The sequence below is a fragment of the Desulfosediminicola flagellatus genome (assembly GCF_005116655.2).
Lineage (GTDB): Bacteria > Desulfobacterota > Desulfobulbia > Desulfobulbales > Desulfocapsaceae > Desulfopila > Desulfopila flagellata.
The window spans coordinates 1,980,905-1,998,471 of record NZ_CP050698.1 but is presented as its reverse complement, the minus strand read 5'-3'; the positions used below and the strand labels follow the sequence as shown (position 1 = coordinate 1,998,471).

Below are 17,567 nucleotides of genomic sequence, written 5' to 3'. Positions count from 1 at the left end.
TACATTTTTAAATATTTTCTAGTCTTTTTTTTGAACGTAATAGCAGAATTGACGATGGTTGCAACACCAGATCTATGTGTTCGCCGGGCCCTGGTGGTTTTGGTTCCAGAGGCAAATCAAAAATACACTCCTGACCACCGGCATCAACTACAACCTTATATGTTGAACCTTGAAATCGGGACAGTACCACCCTGCCTGAAACGGTCGGTTGAACTGTTTCAACATCACCGTTTTCACACACGCATGCACCTTCCGGGCGTATAAGAAGTGTATGATCTCCGCACCATTTCTCTGCATTCAACAGCAGATTTTTTACGCCTGAGACTCCACAAACAAAATTACCATTTTCTGTAATCTGGCCGTCAATGAAATTGGTAAATCCCAAAAATTCTGCAACATCCCTGTTTGCAGGAAACCTGTATACGTTTTCAGGAGTTTCAATCTGTTGCAACCTTCCATCCTGAAGGATTGCGACCTTGTCAGCTACACTGAACGCCTCGGCCTGATCATGGGTCACAAAAACTGCCGTAACACCGATTTTTTTGAGGATACTTCGAATTTCTATGGTGAGTCTTTCACGCAAAATCCGGTCGAGCGATCCCAATGGCTCATCAAGCAATAGCAGATCAGGCTCAGGAGCAAGGCTTCGCGCCAGTGCCACACGCTGGCGTTCTCCGCCACTCAGTTCATCTACCTTACGATCACCAAAGCCGGTCAGGCCGACCAGCTCAAGCATCGATTTAATTACATTTTCCTGATGATTGGTGGAACATTTTTTCATTTCCAGCCCAAATGAGATATTCTGGCTCACACTCTTATGTGGAAACAGTGCATACTCCTGAAACATCATACCGATATTTCGCTTATGCGGTGCAACCTTGAGGATATTTCGGCCATTGAACATCACTTCACCGGATGTTTCCTGCTCAAGACCGGCAATAAGGCGCAGCAATGTTGTCTTTCCAGACCCTGAAGGTCCAAGCAGACAAAGAATTTCACCTTTCACTAAAGAGAGATTCACATCCTCTAAAAGCTTTTGCCCGAGGTAATGATTGGTGAGATTTTTTACCTCAAGAATTTTTGTGTTATTCGCTGGGATAGACATGCTATTAGAAAGATTTGAATAGAGTAAAAAATATCAGCTTAAGCGTGATCGCGATGAATCGACCTTACCAATAAGCCAGAAACCTGAGCAGGTAACAAGCATGAGAATACTGCTCATAGCCATTGCCTGCCCGTAGTTTAAATCGCCTGGCTGGCCCAGAAATCGGAAAATTGCCACGGGCATTGTCGGAGTATGTGGACGTGTGACAAACGCTGAAGCCCCGAACTCCCCCATACTGATCGAAAACGCAAATACAGCACCTACAAGAATTGCCCGTGTAATGATAGGCAGATCTACATATTTCCAGACCTGGGCAGGAGAAGCCCCAAGCATAGTTGCCGCTTCGCGAAGAGATTCTGGAATTTGTCTAAGAGTCGGCAGAATGCATCGCACAACAAACGGAAAGGCAACGAGGGCATGTGCAATCGGCACCATTGCTATTGAATCGCGCAGGTTCAGCGGAGGTTTGTTCAGGGTGATGATATAACCAAAACCCAGAGTTACCGCAGAAGTTGCCAATGGAAGCATAATCAGAGCATCCCAGAACGATTTGCCGCGCCTTTTTGAAGGTGATAAAAATATCGAGGCGGCAAGACCAAGAACGACAGCAAGCAGCATAGCCGCAACAGCAAATCCGATAGAGTTTGCCACAGCACTAATCGGCTCAACAAAAAACACAGATCGTGCCTGTGTGGTGAAGAGTGCTGTGTAATATACAAGGGTGGCCCCATTTTCACCTGTAAACGATCTTGCAATCAACGCAGTCAGCGGAGTTGCGAGAAGCAGCACCATAAATACGATATTGCTGCCAACCCATATACGTTTAAATAGTGTTGAAGGAAGTGGCTCTACGGATTTTGCCGATTCGGTATAAAATCCGGTTTTAGATTGAACATCCAGCTTTGCATAGATCCACATCAATGCAAAGTTTACAGCAATCTGAATAAGAGAAAGTGCTGCAGCCATCGGCAGATTAAACATCTGTACCGCCTGCCTGTAGATTTCGACCTCAATAGTCGCATAACCCGGACCACCAAGTATCAGCACAACGCCGAAACTGGTAAAGCAGAAAATAAACACCAGTAACGCTGCAGAGCCAATGGCCGGAAGCAGTAATGGAAGGGTGATTCTATAAAATGTCTGCCAGGGCGAAGCTCCAAGCATCTTTGCTGCCGAACGTAAATCAGGATCCAGTCCAGCCCAGAACCCACCTACAATTCGAACAACCAGTGAGTAATTATAAAAGATATGAGCCAGAAGGAAAAAATAGACAGTTTGATCTATTGCTATTGGTGGAGTCTGCAACTCAAACACTGACATGAGCATACGGTTAACCAGTCCGTTTGTACCCAGCAGAGCCCTGAATGCGGCCGCGGTTACCACTGTTGGAAGAACAAAAGGCACCGTCATCAACGCCTGTAAAATGTTTTTACCCCGAAAGCTGTATCGTGCAAAGATATAGGCGCCAGGTAATGCCAACAGTACGGTTAGCAACATCGAAACCGCTGCCTGCCACGTAGTAAACCATAGAATACGCGCATAGACAGGACTACTGAATAGCCTGCTCAGTTTATCCGGCTGCCAACTGCCTTCTGGCAGAAAACTCAGCAGAACTATTTTTATAAGCGGATAAAAATAGAACAGCGCCAAAAAGATCAGCGGGATCGAAAACAGTAACCAGCGCCAAACTTGAGATGAGGCGATGGAATACCGTTTTCCATTATTGTCGGATAAACCGAACAAAATACTCATGAGCAACTCTGGTTATCGAAGCATCGTGTTAGTCCAGTCCTCAAGCCACTGCTCGCGCTTCTCTTCAATGGCTTGCGGATCTACCTGAGCAGGTTGTTCAGCCACTACTGCATGTTTAACAAAAACTTCAGGAAGTTGTGCTGTGGTGTTAGCAGGAAAAACAAACATTTTAAGAGGAATATCTTCCTGAAACCGTTTACTTAACATGAAATCGACAAGTTTTCTGGCCAGTTCTTCCTGTTTGGTTCCTTTTAGAATTCCAACAAACTCAATCTGGCGGAATGCATTGTTTGCAATAACAACAGCAGCGGTTGGTGCCTCGGTGAGTGGTGTTTCAGAATAGTAAACAGCAGCTGGCGGGCTTGATGCGTAACTTACAATTATAGGCCTGTCGCCTTTAGAGGCAGCGGTGAAATAACCAAAATATGCGTCTTCCCACCCTGCTGATATCATGACATTATTGGCTCGAAGTTTTTTCCAGAAATCAAGGTATCCTTCTTCGCCATATTTGCCGATTGTGGTCAGCAGAAAAGCAAGCCCGGGAGATGAGGTAGCAGGATTCTCAATTACAGTAAGACCCTTATAGGCAGGTTTAATTAAATCATCAAGATCGGCAGGTGGCGCAATACCCTTTTCTTTAAACCAGGCTTTGTCGTAATTGAGACAGACATCGCCATAATCAACAGGTATCAAGCGATTTTCTTTATCAATTTTAAGCTCAGGCGCAATGTCTTTTAATAGTGGTGAATCATAAGGAAGAAAGATATCACCTGTAATCGCGCGGGAATAAAACGTATTATCTACACCGTAAAACACATCTGCAAGCGGGTTGGATTTGGAAAGAATTGCCTGTACCAGAGCAGCACCGGCATCGCCTGCTTTCAAAAAACGAACCGTGGCACCATTGGCCTGTTCAAATTCAGCGATAACTTCCTTGCTGACATCAAAACTGTCATGGGTCATTACGGTAATTACCTGCTCTGCCCAAACATTTGATCCAAGCAGACATACCATTGTCATGATAGCAGTAGCTGCAAAGCAACACATTCTTTTCATATCTTATCTTCCTCCCAAGTGGTAGTGAGTTTTACCCTGACAATTGATATTCAGGGATGGAACCCAATAGGAAATACACTCTATAAAAAATTCTATTAACCAATAAAAAAAACCGTCTCAGGTAAGGAGACGGTTTTGATCTTCATGTTTCCTCCGCCGGCATTATCCGGATCAGGTTTCACGGTCGGGTTGTACTTTTAACCCCTCTCAGCCCGGTACATTCAAGCTCCCGTTTCTTTGCGGTCAAAGTAGGCTATCGCTCATAACTTTGCAACAAGGATCATTGATGGACGTGTAAAAAGCCCGATCTACTTCGTTGCAGGTCTTCCACAGCAAATCGCCGTACCATATAAACTGTAAGGTGAGGCGTAAGGCGTAAAAAACATAAACTGCCCAGCTTCATCAGACATAGAATATTCTGTATGTTGTTGAGATAGTATCATGTCGATCCGGCTTATGTCAGTGATTGCATCTCCATTACAAAAGCGACTCATTAACACATGCCGAGTTTCAATGGTAATTTGAAACACGTATCTACACTATTCTAGATACCACCCTTTTTTATCTTCGAAGGCGATTGAGTTCAGTTCGGTAAATCCGGAGACGCCATCTGAAACAATTGTCAGATCGGCGCGTTTAAGCTGCGCTATTGCTCTCGGTTTAATCTCTGATGTTTCAGATTTGACCATAATGCTCAGACCGGGTACCAGCACTTCTCCGAGGCTGTTTGACTCACAGACAATCACTGCATTTTCAGGAATGATCTTTCTAAATTCCTTATACCCTTTAAGGATGCCTGCTTCGTCACTTTGCAGGTAAAACACCCGTAAGGCCCCTGCACGCAGCATACGTGAAGTATCTTTTCGGGAATCGGCACTGGTTTCTTCAAATAGTCTGCTCTGCTCCAGTTCATCAGAGTGACTTCCGTGAAACAGTCGTTCATCAGGATAAATGACCGAAACTTTCAAGCCATACACCTGGTGGGTTTGCGATATTTTTTCAATTACTCTGCAGACAAATTCCGTTTTACCAACATTTCTACCAACTCCACCAATAAGCAATACATTTGAATCTTTGAGCATACAGCCAGCACTCCGGAATTATGATTTATAAGCAGATATTTTTTCTCGGAGCTTGTCCGAGGAACACAAGACAAATACGAAAAGCTCTTCATATTTTCGATGCACATTCCACACAAAACGGGTTGGCAGGATCAACCTTGAGACGACGAACATTAATCTCCTCATCGCAGGATGCACAGTAGCCATATTCACCCTCTTCAATGCGTTCTAAAGCTGCTTTTATCCTGGTAAGTTGAATATCTCTACGGCGTTTCCCTTCCAGCGCCATCGCCTGGGACTGCATTGCATCCATTCTCGATAATCGGCCGACACTCGATTGATCAAGAGCTACCGCCTGAGTCGAGGCCTGTTCACTGGCCTTTAGCGCATTCAGTTCTCTCTGCTCTGATAAAAGAACATTCGTATATTCCTGTAACTCTTGCTCTGTCATAATATTTACAATCCGAATTATGGTTCTTTTTTGCAATTCCCGCTTCTGTTAGCTCAGCTACGAACTTCTACCATAGCGTATTGAAGCATTACTGCAAAGGACATCATCATATAGGAGAATTCGCAAGGAAGGTTTACATCGAAGAAATTGCAAAGAAAGTAACAATTGGAAACTGTAAAAAGAAAATCTTACAGCCCAACACAATCATAGGTGGTTACTCAATCAGCAACCACCTACAACTATTTTACCCAAGTAGTTTAGATACAAAACTACATATATTTTTTTACTATTGCATCGTATGTTCCGTCAGCCTTGATAGCATCTAATGCGCTCTGCCAGGTAGTTATAACCTCATCTGGAGTGTTTTTACTAAAAGCTATGTATAACTGAGTATCCTTAACATCAAATACTTTCTCAAGATTATCGCTTTCACCCTTTTGCTTTGCTTTATGGATTCCCTGCAACTCTCCTACAATCCAGAGATCAATTCTGCCCCCCATAAGCTTTGGAACATTCAGTTCATCATTTGGAACACTATCAATATTGGTAAATCCCTGCTCTTTCAGAAATGTTTCAGCAGCATCTTCTTTATATGCGCCAATTGCCTTGACTTTTTTTGCATCTTCCAGAGAATTGATTACTATCCCGCTACCTTTTTTTGTGAAAAACACCCATTTGTTTGAAGCAATCGGCCCTACCCATTTAAACAATTCTTCCCGTGCTTCAGTGCGTGTCATAGAGTAAAGAATCAAGCCATCCTTGCGCTGAATTAAACCGTATGCTCTAGCCCAAGGCAACACTTCAGCGTTCATCTGATGGCCGACTCGTTTAGTCAATTCCACCATAACCTCGCTGGATAGCCCAGTGAGTTTTCCATCCTGAGTATAATTGAATGGCGGAAACTCTTCTGTCATAATCTTAAAATCTTCGGCAAATGCCGCACCAGAATAACTCATCAGTACAAAAGCAAGAATAGATAGAAATACGTTAACTTTTTTCATCGTGTTCTCCTCAGAGTATTTGATTCGGATTGATTTGTATTTTTTCATACAAGAAGCAAGCACCAACCTCCTGCCTTCCCTGAAAGACATAATCGGGTTACCAATCACACCTTGAATCTGCCTACCATCGTATTGAGTTGACTCGACAGTTTTGACAGCTTTCCTGCACTTTCACTCACCACAACACTATTCTCTGTAATTTTTTCAGCCGCGTTAGTCACTTCATGAATTTCTTCTGAAATAGCTCCCACCGAACTGTTAGACTGCGCAACATTCAGGTTTACTTCAGAAATCCCTTCACTCGCCTGTGCGACATTACGCGCGATTTCTTCTGTGGCAGTTGACTGCTCAGTGATTGCTAAAGATATGGTCGAAACTATTTCATTAACTTCATTGACCACTCTGGCTATTTGTTCAATATGTGAAACTGTTCCTCTGGTTGAGTTTTGTATGCCCTCAATCCTATTCTTGATTTCACCAGTGGCCTCAGCAGTTTGTTTGGCAAGGTCTTTAATCTCGTTGGCAACTACCGCAAAACCTTTTCCGGCGTCCCCGGCCCGTGCTGCCTCAATTGTTGCGTTTAATGCAAGCAGGTTGACCTGTTCAGATATCTCAGAAATTGTCTCAAGAACTTTTCCGATTCCTTCTGCCGCACTTCCCAATTCATCGACCTGTCGTGTTGCACTATCTGTCTGATCAACTGCACTGACAGCGATTGTCATCGCATGATCAGTATTTTCAGAGATCTTGTTAATAGTCGCATTCATTTCTTCTGCAGCAGCGGCAACCATATTTATATTGGTTGAAGCCTCTTCCATAGCTGCCGCTACAGAGCTCATGTTCGTGCTCATCTCTTCAGAAGAGTTTGCAACATTACCGGCCTTAACAGATGCCTGCTCAGCATCATCTTTCATATTGGTTGAGAGCAAGTTGAGCCTCTCAGATTCATTATCGAGATCTTTAGAACCTGCAGAAACATCGGCAATAATATCCTGAATTTTTTCTACAAAAACATTGAACCACTTTCTCAATTCACCGATTTCATCGTTCGTTTTATCTACCAGGCGTTTAGTTAAGTCGCCTTCACCTTCTGCTATATCCCGAAGACCGCTTGTAATATTTTTCAACCTGTTTATCACAAGAATTTTCAGGGTAAGGACGATAGACAGAACCAGCGCAAATATAATACATACAAATGCAGAACTTTGAGAAATTGTTGCAGAACGAACTTTGCTATCTATTTCACTGCGTAATCCATTAACTTTTTTGGTCAATTTCTGATGATTCTTTTCCCTTTGTGCAAGCAACAGTGAATCAGTGTAGTACAAGGTAACGGTTCCTACCTTTTCCTCCCCATAGTACATATCTTCGGTAAATTGCTTATCTGGCTGCAATACAACAGATCCATTTACCTCTGCGGCTGACTCTACGCTACCTTCACTTTTCCAAAGAGCCAGAAAAGGCTTATCGCTCACATCCTTTATCTGAATTGCCGCGATATCCGGCAATGCCATCAAATTTTGCAGATTGTTTCTTAAACCATCAGTATCAAAATTATAGACAAAGAAGCCGGCCATCCCACTGCTAATTTTTGTATTGATGTTATGGCGTCCACTCAGATCGGAACTGTTTTGGCTGGCCTGATCATTAAAAGACTCCTCAACCATCCCCTGATATTCACCTAGAATATAGTTAACCAGTGCGTTCTGGCGTGTCATGATAAATGTTGCAACTATGGCAAGCAAAACCAGAACAACAAGACTGTTGATAATCGCAAGCTTGAGCGTTACCGATGACGTTCTTCCCTCTTCCCTCTTCTCTTTAATGGGCATTTGCTTTAGATCCCCTAAGGCTTTTCCAGGCATATCAGGTATGCTCTGATGCATTACGCTGTAATCTTTCTCTATGTTTGTTTTCTGGAAAGTGTCCGAGAATAGGATTTTTGATCTAAATCGAGACATTTTCAGAAAATAAGCACAGTCATAAAAACGATATCGAAGTCTCACTTCGTTCGCTTATCTGCGAACAGTATTTTTTGAAAATCCCGGAGAGTTTGACCCAAAAGACATTCTCAGACAGGCTCCTAAAGGTAATCCTATCAAATTAGTTGACTGATATGCAAAATTTTCAATTTCTATATTACAGCTAGCCAGCTGTAATATCGCGACCTCCGGGGAAAACTGAATTACCTGTTATATTGAAAACTCGAATATGGTGGAAATTGAAGTAATCGGCCTGAAATCTGCCAGTTATAATTCGGGAAATGCAGGCGGGAGGCAAGAGGAGAGCAGTGCACAAGTATTTCTGATTTCCACGCATACTCAACTACACAAGGTGAGTATGCGTGGAAATCACGAACAAAAGATAAACAGTTCTAATGAAGCCAAGCTGATAAATAGGGAAAATCAGCAAAATATTTACGCGTTATCGCGCTCATGAACACAGACACCAGCCACATAGGTAGCCTTAACAGCTCTATCATCACCCAGAATAATCATAGAGAAAAGTTTTTCTTCCAGTGTGTGACACGTCCCCTGCTTTAAGCTCATAAGTGGTGTGCAGTTAAAATCCAAAACAGCGAAATCCGCTTCGTTACCCTGTTTAAATGAACCTATTTTGTCTTCGAGCTGAAGTGTCTTCGCGCCACCCAGCGTCGCCAGATACACGCTCTTTAACGGCGATAATTTGTTGCCTTTAAGGCGAGTTACTTTATACGCTTCATGTAATGTCTTAAGCATTGAGAAACTCGTTCCACCACCTACATCAGTGCCAACGCTGTAAGCAACGTCTTCCTGTTCCAGAGTCGTAATATCGAGCAATCCACTGCCGATAAACATGTTGGATGTGGGACAGAATGAGACACTTGAACCAGTCTCCCGCAGTCGCTTATGCTCCCGTGACGTAAGATATATTCCGTGGGAAAAAACACTGCGCTTACCCAACAGGCCATACTGGTCATAGACATCAAGATAATCTGTGTTTTCAGGAAAAAGTTCCTTAACTAATGCAACCTCGTCTCTATCTTCCGAGATGTGGGTCTGCATATAGACGTCAGGGTATTGGTTATATAATTCACCAGCCTTTACGAGCTGTTCTTTGCTTGAGGTAATAGCAAAACGCGGAGTTACCGCATATAACTGACGCCCTGTGTTATGCCATTTCTCAATTAAAACCTTGCTGTCTTCATAACTGCTTTCAGGGGTATCGCACAAATACTCAGGTGCATTTCGATCCATCATCACCTTACCGCAGATCATTCGGGTATTCCGCTTCACTGAGGCTTCAAAAAAGGCATCTACTGACTGCGGGTGAACTGTTCCAAATACTAATGCAGTGGTTGTACCGCATCGAAGTAACTCATCCAGAAAAAAGTTGGCAATCTTTGCTGCATGTTCTTTGTCTGCAAAGTTCCCCTCAGTGGGAAATGTGTAATTCTCAAGCCAATCCAGTAATTTTTCACCGTATGAGGCGATCACCTCAACCTGAGGATAATGGATATGGGTATCAATCATACCCGGAATAATCAGATGACCTTGATAATCAATTATCTGATGATCAGCACAACCGTATTGTCCATGATAATTAGCTAAAACAGCTTCAGCCGTACCTATTTCAACAACTTTTCCGCCTTCAACAAGCATTGCCCCGTTTTCGAAATATTGATAGGCATTCTCACCGTCAATATCAGGGTCAGAAAGAAAATGTAAAAGTGATGCAAGATATAGGGTTGGCTTGATGGACTTCGTCATATTAACAATCTCTTCTTTTTCATGGCTAATCTATTTTGCCCGCATGTAAAACGTCGCAACAGACCAAAAAATACATACGTGCTGTACATGATCCTGACTCACAGGAACTATGAGGTAGTGAAGAAAGGGACAATCGCAGGTTACTGCCGAATACTACTGGATACCTCAGATCAAAAACCGGGGCTCACAGTAGTTTACCGGCCTCAAAAGATCAAGCTGGATAACGATTAATCGTAACGATACCTGGAGATGGTTTGTCTTTGTGTTTTATGTGTATTTGTCTAAAAAGTGTGACTTTTACTTCAACCCGCAGTAACACTACTCGTTTCCGGATTTAAGATTATCACTTCATCACCGCGAGCACCACATGGAAACATCTAACAAGCAAATACAACCAAAATTTGACACAAGCAAAGTTCTCCTGCTCTCGATGTGTCATTTTATTCATGATATCTATTCAAGTTTTCTGGCACCACTTCTGCCCTTTCTCATTGAGAAATTTTCCCTCTCACTCACACAGGCGGGCTTTCTATCTACCGTCATGCAGATTCCGGCACTTATCAATCCATATATAGGTAAGCTTGCAGATAGGATAAGTGTCAGGTATTTCATCATACTGGCACCAGCACTCACAGCCATTCCCATGTCGCTTTTAGGTGTTGCACCAAGCTATGGAGTATTGCTCATTCTACTGTTTTTCACAGGTATAAGTGTTTCTCTTTTTCATGTACCTGCTCCGGTTATGGTCTATAGAGTTTCCGGAGAAAAGACAGGTAGAGGGATGAGTTTTTATATGACTGGTGGCGAATTTGCCAGAACATTAGGACCCATTGTTATTATCGGAGCAGTATCCCTACTTGGTTTTGAAGGCTACTACCCAATTATGATTATTGGTATTCTGGCCTCTGTTATCATGTTTTTTAAGTTTAAAGACATGCCTGTCACAGTAAACAAGCATCAGGACAAACCCTCCATCCGCAAGATCTGCAGAGAAATGAAAAGTATATTGCTTCCTCTTTCTGCTATCGTTATCGTCCGCGGCTTTATGCACGCCTGCCTTACCGCCTTTCTTCCTCTCTATATATTGCAGCAAAGTGGTGACGTCTGGCTTGCAGGAATTGCTCTGTCTCTTTTTGAAGCGGCAGGAGTTGTTGGTATACTTGCGGTTGGTAGCCTGAGTGATCGTTTCGGTCGAAAACAGCTCCTTTCATTTTGCTTAATAGTTGCACCTGTTTCACTTTTACTTTTTTCATATACCACCGGCTATCTTCAACTCGCAGTGCTGTTAATTACAGGCTTTTCTCTGCTCTCAACTACCCCTGTTATGCTGGCAATGGTTCAGGAATATTCTGCAGAAGGATCATCAGCCGCCAATGGTGTATTTATGATGATCAGCTTTCTCGCAAGATCTGCGGTTGTCGTACTTGTAGGATTTGTTGCAGACATGGTAGGTCTTGAGAAGACCTTCATAATGTGCGGCATGATCGGTTTAACGGGCATTCCTTTTGTTTTTACAATTAACCAGGCAAAAAAGAACATTGTTGAAACAGCGGATCGCAAATAGCAACGGCTTCGGTTTACGTTGCTACTATTTCGAACTGATCACAAATATTGCAGAATAAAGCTTTGAAAAGGCGAGGGAAAAATCACAAACGATAATGATAATGCACTATTGACCGGGAGGAGTCTTACAGATCTTACTCTCATAAAAAGATAAGAAAATACGAGAGGGAAGTGCAGTCATGCCCCCCTCTCTGAAAAAAGAGCTTCAAATTCTAACCTATATCCAGAATTCCGGATAACGCCGCGTTTTAGGAATATTATTGACGATGAGAGCTATCAACAACATTATGCTGGCTCCTAGAGCTACGGGAATCAATACATACAAATAACCGAGGTTGTGTATTCCATCACTTCCGATGACAGCAATCAATGCCGTCGCACCACCAGGTGGATGGAGTGTTTTTGTAAGATGCATAAGGGCTATTGATGTCGAAACAGCTATTGATGCAGCAAGCCACGGCTCCCCACTAAACAATTGAAAAGCTGTTACACCCACAATTGCTGAGAGTATATGTCCGCCAATCAAGTTTCTTGGCTGTGCAAGAGGACTGCGGATAGCACCGTAAATGAGCACGGCAGAAGCACCAAATGAGCCGATGATCATAGCCAGATCTGTCTGGTTGAGGATCTTATAGTGTATGAGAGAAACAGCGGCAATTCCTAAAAAGCTCCCTATCCAGGACCATAAAATCTCGATCATACCAACTGCGGGTGGGCTTTGCCCATTGCCCTTCATCTTTTGCAGAAAGTTCATTGTTACAGCCCCTCAGTGAAAAGATGATATGCCTGTGCCAAATCAGTACGGGTAACGATCCCGACGATTAATCCTTCTTTGTCAATAATTGGCAGGCGATTAATCTGTCGATCTGTAAAAGTGGTTGAGATCGAACCAATGGTCATCTCAGGAAATCCGGAAAGAGCTGGTCTCGTCATTATTTCGGCAACAGTTCTGTCGTGCAAATTTTTGATCATACAGCTCTTATCGTGTAAGCAATGAGTGGCGATTTGCATAAAGGAAGGATTAAAACCGAACCCCATTTCCCTTAAAAAATCCTTTTCCGAGACAATACCAACAATTTTATTTTCATTATCAACAACAGGAGCTCCTGACACCTGGCTGTCTGCAAGTAACCCTGCCGCCTCAACCAGTGTCATAGTCTGCTCAAGAAGCAGTACGGTTCTGGTCATTATTTGAGCAGCCGTCACACTCTTGAGCAGTCGGTTGACAGCAGTTGCATAAGCAACCTGGTAAATCTGCTTGAAGTCCCCTGGCGTAATATCGACATAGCCTTGAAGATCTTTCATGGCATCAATGATATCCTGCTCCGAAATATCGGGTGGGGTGATAGTGTTTTTATAATTTTTTAGCATTGGACCTCTCCGATATAGGTCTTCACCTGAGGCCATCAGTTGCTAAAATGCCTCTTACTGACCCACTCAATGAAAAATGTTTAGTCTGTATTTACGCACAATGATCTTAAAAGGAATTGACTCACATCAATTTGTGGCGGAATATTTCGTGTAGAACTCGGATGCTACTCAAGGGATTTAAAACGTTTTGTATAGATTGCAGAATAAGTTTTTTCGAAATTTGCTCAGGCCTTAATGTCACCGGTCACATAGAGTTTACCTGCCAACACCGAAAACGTTGACATGTGTATGACCATTAGCAGGTATTAAATAGTTAGTACCTGACCGAAAACCGCAAATTTCACAATTTCTTCGTTGGTCGCAAATTTTAATCCTCAAAATACTTCGTGTATTCCTCCGGTTAAAATTATCGCCCGCCTTGAACTTGAAAAAATTTGCAGGTTTTCATTCAGGCACTGGTTACATTCAGCAGGAGGCAAATATCGCAAATACGGGGATGATTCATTTCAGGCCGTTTACTGTTGAGGATCGTTGATTTTTCTCAAGAACGTCAAGAATATCCAATATGTTCTACATTGGCCTTTAACCAAGTATAGAGCAGGTTGGATATCGTTACAGTTTCAATATTATGACTACCTCTCACACAACCAGTAAAAACTGAATGGCGGAATCACCAGACTGTTTTTGAAAATATCTGGAGTTTCTCCTCGATACAAATCAGTCATCAATCGGTATTGGGCTCCCCACCCTCCTAAGTCATCAAGGTTGAGGTGTTGAGGTTTATTGCTGAAGTTCGAAACCACCAGAACACGCTCGTTGGGTTTTTGCAGATGATATCGGCCAAACACGAACAGATGCGGATTCTCGACTTCAATCAACTCGCGATTATTAAAATCAGCGAAGACCTCAATCTCTTTTCTAACTGCAACCATCCGCTTTAAAGCGCTGAAGATTTTATATTCAACAGTTCCTACCGTGTTCCTCTTATCGGCTTTGTCCCAGTCAATCGAGGGCCGGTGTACCCAGCGTGTATCCCCCTTTTTATGGGGATCATCACGGTAAGAATCGTCATTTAGGGCACCAATCTCATCTCCGTAGTAAAGCAGCGGGATACCGCCGAAAGACAGAATCATGCCATGCAGCAAAAGAATCAACTTTATCGAATCATCAATCGCCTTATCGTCACCGGTTTCGAGTGCATGTTCCAGTCCAGCCAATGAAGCAAGAGAACCTGAGATACGCGCGTCACCCGTCTTGCTATTCTGCCCAAAAGGCAGACCGCGGGCGTGAGATTTTTCATATTTGCCAGTGAAATAATCGATAAGGAACCTTCGATGCCGGGCGGGCTCGTAGTCGCAAAGCAGGATATCACGATCATCAAACCCCAGGCCAATATCATCGTGACAACGCACATAGTTGAGCCACGTAGCGCGTTCCAGTTTTACCGGCAGACTTTTAATCCCCTGATTGAGGAGACGAGCATTTTTCGTTGCCACTGCATCCCACAATAACGCCATAAAAGTTGCGTTATAGGCGATCTCACATTCCTTGGCGATGACAGCGTCCTCACCAAAATATTTTATCACCTCTACCGGCGCGACAATCGCCTCAGCAATAAAAACCACGCCAGGAGCAGTGACCTGACAACAATCTTTTAATAACTGCAAAATCAAATGTGCTTCGCGCTCATTCTGACAGGTACTGCCAATTTTTTTCCATAAAAACGCCACAGCATCAAGCCGTAGAATATCGGCCCCCTGGTTCGCCCAGAAAAGGATAATGTTGAGCATCTCGACAAAAACCGATGGATTGCTATAGTTAAGATCCCACTGGAAGTCATTGAAAACTGTCATCACCCAACGGCCCATCTCCTCGTCCCAGGTAAAATTACCGGGCGAAGTTTCAGGAAAGATCTCCGGCATGCTCTGCTCAAACATATCCGGGACATTACGGTTTTCAAAGGTGTAGTAATAATCCTGATACTTCTTCTCTCCTGCTCTGGCACAGGTTGCCCAATAATGCTTGTTTGATGTGTGGTTTACGACAACATCAAGCACAAGCAGGATGTCACGTTTTTTCATCTCTTCTGCAAGTTCCCGAACATCCTCCAATGTGCCGACTTCTGGGTTAATCTCACGAAAATCGCTCACAGCATAGCCGCCATCACTACTCCCCTCCGGGCAGCGCATAATTGGCATCACATGAACCAGGTTAACACCGAGCTCCTGAAAATAGTGCAACCGCTCCTGGAGCCCATTAAGGGTTCCTGCAAAACCCTTGCAGTAAAGCGCCATTCCGACCCATTGCTGATGGAGAAACCAGTTGTAATCCTTTTCTCTCTCAAGATCGAGCTGACGCAGTTTTTCCGAGCGCTTAATATATTGCCTTGCCATGGTTTCGACCATATTCTGCGCCTGTTCTTCAAAATCCTCCCGATCACCATAGAGTCTTTCAAACAACGAGTGAATGGCGTAAAAATTTGCTCCTAACCGGGTATAGAAATGCCGCAGATCCTGTTCAGAGATCTCAGGTTTAATGCGGTTTAGTATGTCATTGAGAAGCGTATGAGAAATCTGTTCGTACATGATTTACCTATAAAAGGAGTTTTACTTTGATGGTCTGTCTAGATCAACAGCTTCTGTAACAAAATATGCAATAAACCGTTAATAAAAGGCAGGTTTGTCGTTGTAGAGTCACGAAAACCCAAAACGTTATCTGCTGACAACTTAACATGCTATCGACAAAGAGTTCCGTTATAAATAACTGTATCAACTATGCGCTATCTGCTCCAGATATTGTAACTTGGCCCTGGGTTACTAATCGCCACTTCAATCCTTGAGATCAGGTTGTTCGGCATCAATCTAAACCGCTTAAGTACCCGGCCCGACAGTGCCGCCTCGTATGCTGCAAACAATCAGTGTAAACAACTTTTCCTAGCCAGTAAACAAACTTAAACTACTACTGAAATAGTACAATAAATGCTCCAGGCATCAAAACACTATAACAAACAGTTGCATTCCAGCAGGTATCCTTAACTGGGCTGCTGATTCCATAGCACTGGTACCGACAGACATCATTTCAGGCCATTGGCCAGATAATTTACTGTTACTATTGTATTGCATGTCAAATACTTTACTCCAAAAGCTACTGTTACTATCGAGTAATCATCCCGTTCTACCCTTTTAAGAACAGCAAAACCAGGCACTGGTCCTGTCAATAAATTTTACAGTAGAAATGTAAGGCTTAAGCATTACCAAGAAACTTAGACGGCAGTGGATCCATTTTGCTAGACAGAGGTGGGAGATTATTAAGGTGTGTACTGGCAATATCAACCTATCACTGTTCTCTGGGTTGACGAAAACCTTCCCTGTGCATGTAGGCGCTTATCGTCCATGACGATTCACCCCATGGTATACAATTAATCAAGGCATTTTCGCCCCCCGAGCAACATGAGCTGTACTATGAACGCCTTACGGACTGTCAATTTCCACCTATACTACCTACCGAGCCCACCTCAATAATAATCATTAAATCCAATATTTTACGAGAATTACGCAGACATTGGCAGGCGGTGAAGCAACTATGCATTATAATGGATGGTGATATGTCTTCTGTGGTATATAGGTCCATATTCATAATCTGAAATAAAGTTGATGCTGAGAAAAATTGCCGATGCAGACCCAAAGAATACGACTTTCTAATCATTTAAAAAGCTTACCTGACAACCAGATCCAAAATATGGTTGAGATTGTTGTCAACTACCTCCCTAACACAGAACTAGTGGAAGAGATTATACGCAATCATATGAAACAGGCAAAAACTATACGTCTTGCCTTAAACGAGGATAGGATTGTCGGTTTCTCAGTTGCATCAAATCATAAAAGAATGACACCTTTTTATCATCGGCCAGTTAATGTAGTTTGTCAGCGCATGCTCTTTCTCGATCCTGATTTTCTATACAGTGGCATTGGATTACAACTCCTTTCGATAACTATGAGGGATCTTTTAGGGAGGTTATGGCCGCTCAAAAGAGTAGTTACTTTTTGCCGTACACAAAATCCAGTAGTGGCTAAATTCATGAGCATGTTTAATGAAGTATATCCACAATATAATCAACCAACACCTAGAGATGTCAGAGAATTTGCTGCAAGTCTATTACCACTTCTCGGTGATAAATCGATCGATGACAATCTTAAGATTATTGGAGCTCTCGAAAGATTCAGAGGTTTGGATTACACGGATAAGTGGGATCAGTATTATCATCGTCGAAAAGACAAATATGAAAAGTTAATGCTGAACAGTGCTTTTGAGGAAAGGGGTGGACGTATCATCAATAGTGGGCATGCAATACTGATGATTGGCTATGCAAAACCGTTCAACTTTATTCGTTTTATTTAATTGTTACGCATGTAAAAGGATAGATATACTAACGGTTTTCCAAGAATTACCATTCAAGGA

13 protein-coding genes are annotated in these 17,567 nt (G+C 42.9%); 2 read left to right on the top strand and 11 right to left on the bottom strand.

From position 1 onward, the window contains the following. Nucleotides 1-7 precede the first annotated feature (7 nt). From FCL46_RS08300 to guaD, 8 genes are all read right to left on the bottom strand, one after another. On the bottom strand, nt 8-1,105 hold the full coding sequence (locus FCL46_RS08300; RefSeq protein WP_136807288.1) for an ABC transporter ATP-binding protein: 1,098 nt from the start codon (nt 1,103-1,105) through the stop codon (nt 8-10). Nucleotides 1,106-1,138: 33 nt separating this feature from the next. After that, complete coding sequence (locus FCL46_RS08295) at nt 1,139-2,857, bottom strand: ABC transporter permease (protein ID WP_136807286.1); 1,719 nt, start codon at nt 2,855-2,857, stop codon at nt 1,139-1,141. A gap of 12 nt (nt 2,858-2,869) precedes the next feature. Next, nucleotides 2,870-3,913 (bottom strand): thiamine ABC transporter substrate-binding protein, encoded by a 1,044-nt coding sequence (locus FCL46_RS08290; RefSeq protein WP_136807285.1) that lies wholly within the window; start codon nt 3,911-3,913, stop codon nt 2,870-2,872. Nucleotides 3,914-4,452: 539 nt separating this feature from the next. Continuing rightward, a complete protein-coding gene (locus tag FCL46_RS08285) occupies nt 4,453-4,995 on the bottom strand; it encodes a hypothetical protein (protein WP_136807283.1) in 543 nt (180 codons plus the stop codon). 88 nt (nt 4,996-5,083) lie between these two features. After that, nucleotides 5,084-5,425, bottom strand: a complete 342-nt coding sequence (locus FCL46_RS08280; RefSeq protein ID WP_136807281.1) for a TraR/DksA family transcriptional regulator — start codon at nt 5,423-5,425, stop codon at nt 5,084-5,086. A gap of 269 nt (nt 5,426-5,694) precedes the next feature. Then, nucleotides 5,695-6,426, bottom strand: a complete 732-nt coding sequence (locus tag FCL46_RS08275; protein WP_167505862.1) for a substrate-binding periplasmic protein — start codon at nt 6,424-6,426, stop codon at nt 5,695-5,697. A 104-nt stretch (nt 6,427-6,530) separates the two neighbouring features. Continuing rightward, nucleotides 6,531-8,291 carry a methyl-accepting chemotaxis protein gene (locus FCL46_RS08270; RefSeq protein WP_167505861.1) on the bottom strand — a complete coding sequence of 587 codons (1,761 nt, stop codon included), beginning with the start codon at nt 8,289-8,291 and terminating at the stop codon, nt 6,531-6,533. A 552-nt stretch (nt 8,292-8,843) separates the two neighbouring features. Then, complete coding sequence (gene guaD, locus FCL46_RS08265; RefSeq protein ID WP_136807275.1) at nt 8,844-10,175, bottom strand: guanine deaminase; 1,332 nt, start codon at nt 10,173-10,175, stop codon at nt 8,844-8,846. Nucleotides 10,176-10,542: 367 nt separating this feature from the next. Here guaD and FCL46_RS08260 point away from each other — a divergent pair, with 367 nt between their 5' ends. After that, nucleotides 10,543-11,739, top strand: coding sequence for an MFS transporter (locus tag FCL46_RS08260; RefSeq protein WP_136807273.1), 1,197 nt, complete (start codon nt 10,543-10,545; stop codon nt 11,737-11,739). 216 nt (nt 11,740-11,955) lie between these two features. On the opposite strand, the gene FCL46_RS08255 is transcribed toward FCL46_RS08260, so the two are convergent. From FCL46_RS08255 to FCL46_RS08245, 3 genes are all read right to left on the bottom strand, one after another. After that, nucleotides 11,956-12,492: an HPP family protein gene (locus FCL46_RS08255; protein ID WP_136807272.1), complete on the bottom strand. Its 537-nt coding sequence runs from the start codon at nt 12,490-12,492 to the stop codon at nt 11,956-11,958. 2 nt (nt 12,493-12,494) lie between these two features. After that, entirely contained in the window at nt 12,495-13,109 is a 615-nt protein-coding gene (locus tag FCL46_RS08250) for a CBS domain-containing protein (protein WP_167505860.1), read from the bottom strand. 632 nt (nt 13,110-13,741) lie between these two features. Continuing rightward, on the bottom strand, nt 13,742-15,694 hold the full coding sequence (locus FCL46_RS08245; RefSeq protein ID WP_136807268.1) for an alpha-amylase family glycosyl hydrolase: 1,953 nt from the start codon (nt 15,692-15,694) through the stop codon (nt 13,742-13,744). Nucleotides 15,695-16,781: 1,087 nt separating this feature from the next. Here FCL46_RS08245 and FCL46_RS08240 point away from each other — a divergent pair. Further along, entirely contained in the window at nt 16,782-17,507 is a 726-nt protein-coding gene (locus tag FCL46_RS08240; protein WP_167505859.1) for a hypothetical protein, read from the top strand. Nucleotides 17,508-17,567: the final 60 nt, after the last annotated feature.

Excerpts from the sequence above, each read along its gene's own strand:
- FCL46_RS08240 (WP_167505859.1), top strand. The coding sequence starts at position 16,782 with ATGCAGACCCAAAGAATACGACTTTCTAATCATTTAAAAAGCTTACCT.
- FCL46_RS08290 (WP_136807285.1), bottom strand. The coding sequence starts at position 3,913 with ATGAAAAGAATGTGTTGCTTTGCAGCTACTGCTATCATGACAATGGTA.
- FCL46_RS08245 (WP_136807268.1), bottom strand. The coding sequence starts at position 15,694 with ATGTACGAACAGATTTCTCATACGCTTCTCAATGACATACTAAACCGC.
- FCL46_RS08270 (WP_167505861.1), bottom strand. The coding sequence starts at position 8,291 with ATGCCTGGAAAAGCCTTAGGGGATCTAAAGCAAATGCCCATTAAAGAG.
- FCL46_RS08275 (WP_167505862.1), bottom strand. The coding sequence starts at position 6,426 with ATGAAAAAAGTTAACGTATTTCTATCTATTCTTGCTTTTGTACTGATG.
- FCL46_RS08285 (WP_136807283.1), bottom strand. The coding sequence starts at position 4,995 with ATGCTCAAAGATTCAAATGTATTGCTTATTGGTGGAGTTGGTAGAAAT.
- FCL46_RS08300 (WP_136807288.1), bottom strand. The coding sequence starts at position 1,105 with ATGTCTATCCCAGCGAATAACACAAAAATTCTTGAGGTAAAAAATCTC.
- FCL46_RS08295 (WP_136807286.1), bottom strand. The coding sequence starts at position 2,857 with ATGAGTATTTTGTTCGGTTTATCCGACAATAATGGAAAACGGTATTCC.
- FCL46_RS08255 (WP_136807272.1), bottom strand. The coding sequence starts at position 12,492 with ATGAACTTTCTGCAAAAGATGAAGGGCAATGGGCAAAGCCCACCCGCA.
- FCL46_RS08260 (WP_136807273.1), top strand. The coding sequence starts at position 10,543 with ATGGAAACATCTAACAAGCAAATACAACCAAAATTTGACACAAGCAAA.
- guaD (WP_136807275.1), bottom strand. The coding sequence starts at position 10,175 with ATGACGAAGTCCATCAAGCCAACCCTATATCTTGCATCACTTTTACAT.
- FCL46_RS08280 (WP_136807281.1), bottom strand. The coding sequence starts at position 5,425 with ATGACAGAGCAAGAGTTACAGGAATATACGAATGTTCTTTTATCAGAG.
- FCL46_RS08250 (WP_167505860.1), bottom strand. The coding sequence starts at position 13,109 with ATGCTAAAAAATTATAAAAACACTATCACCCCACCCGATATTTCGGAG.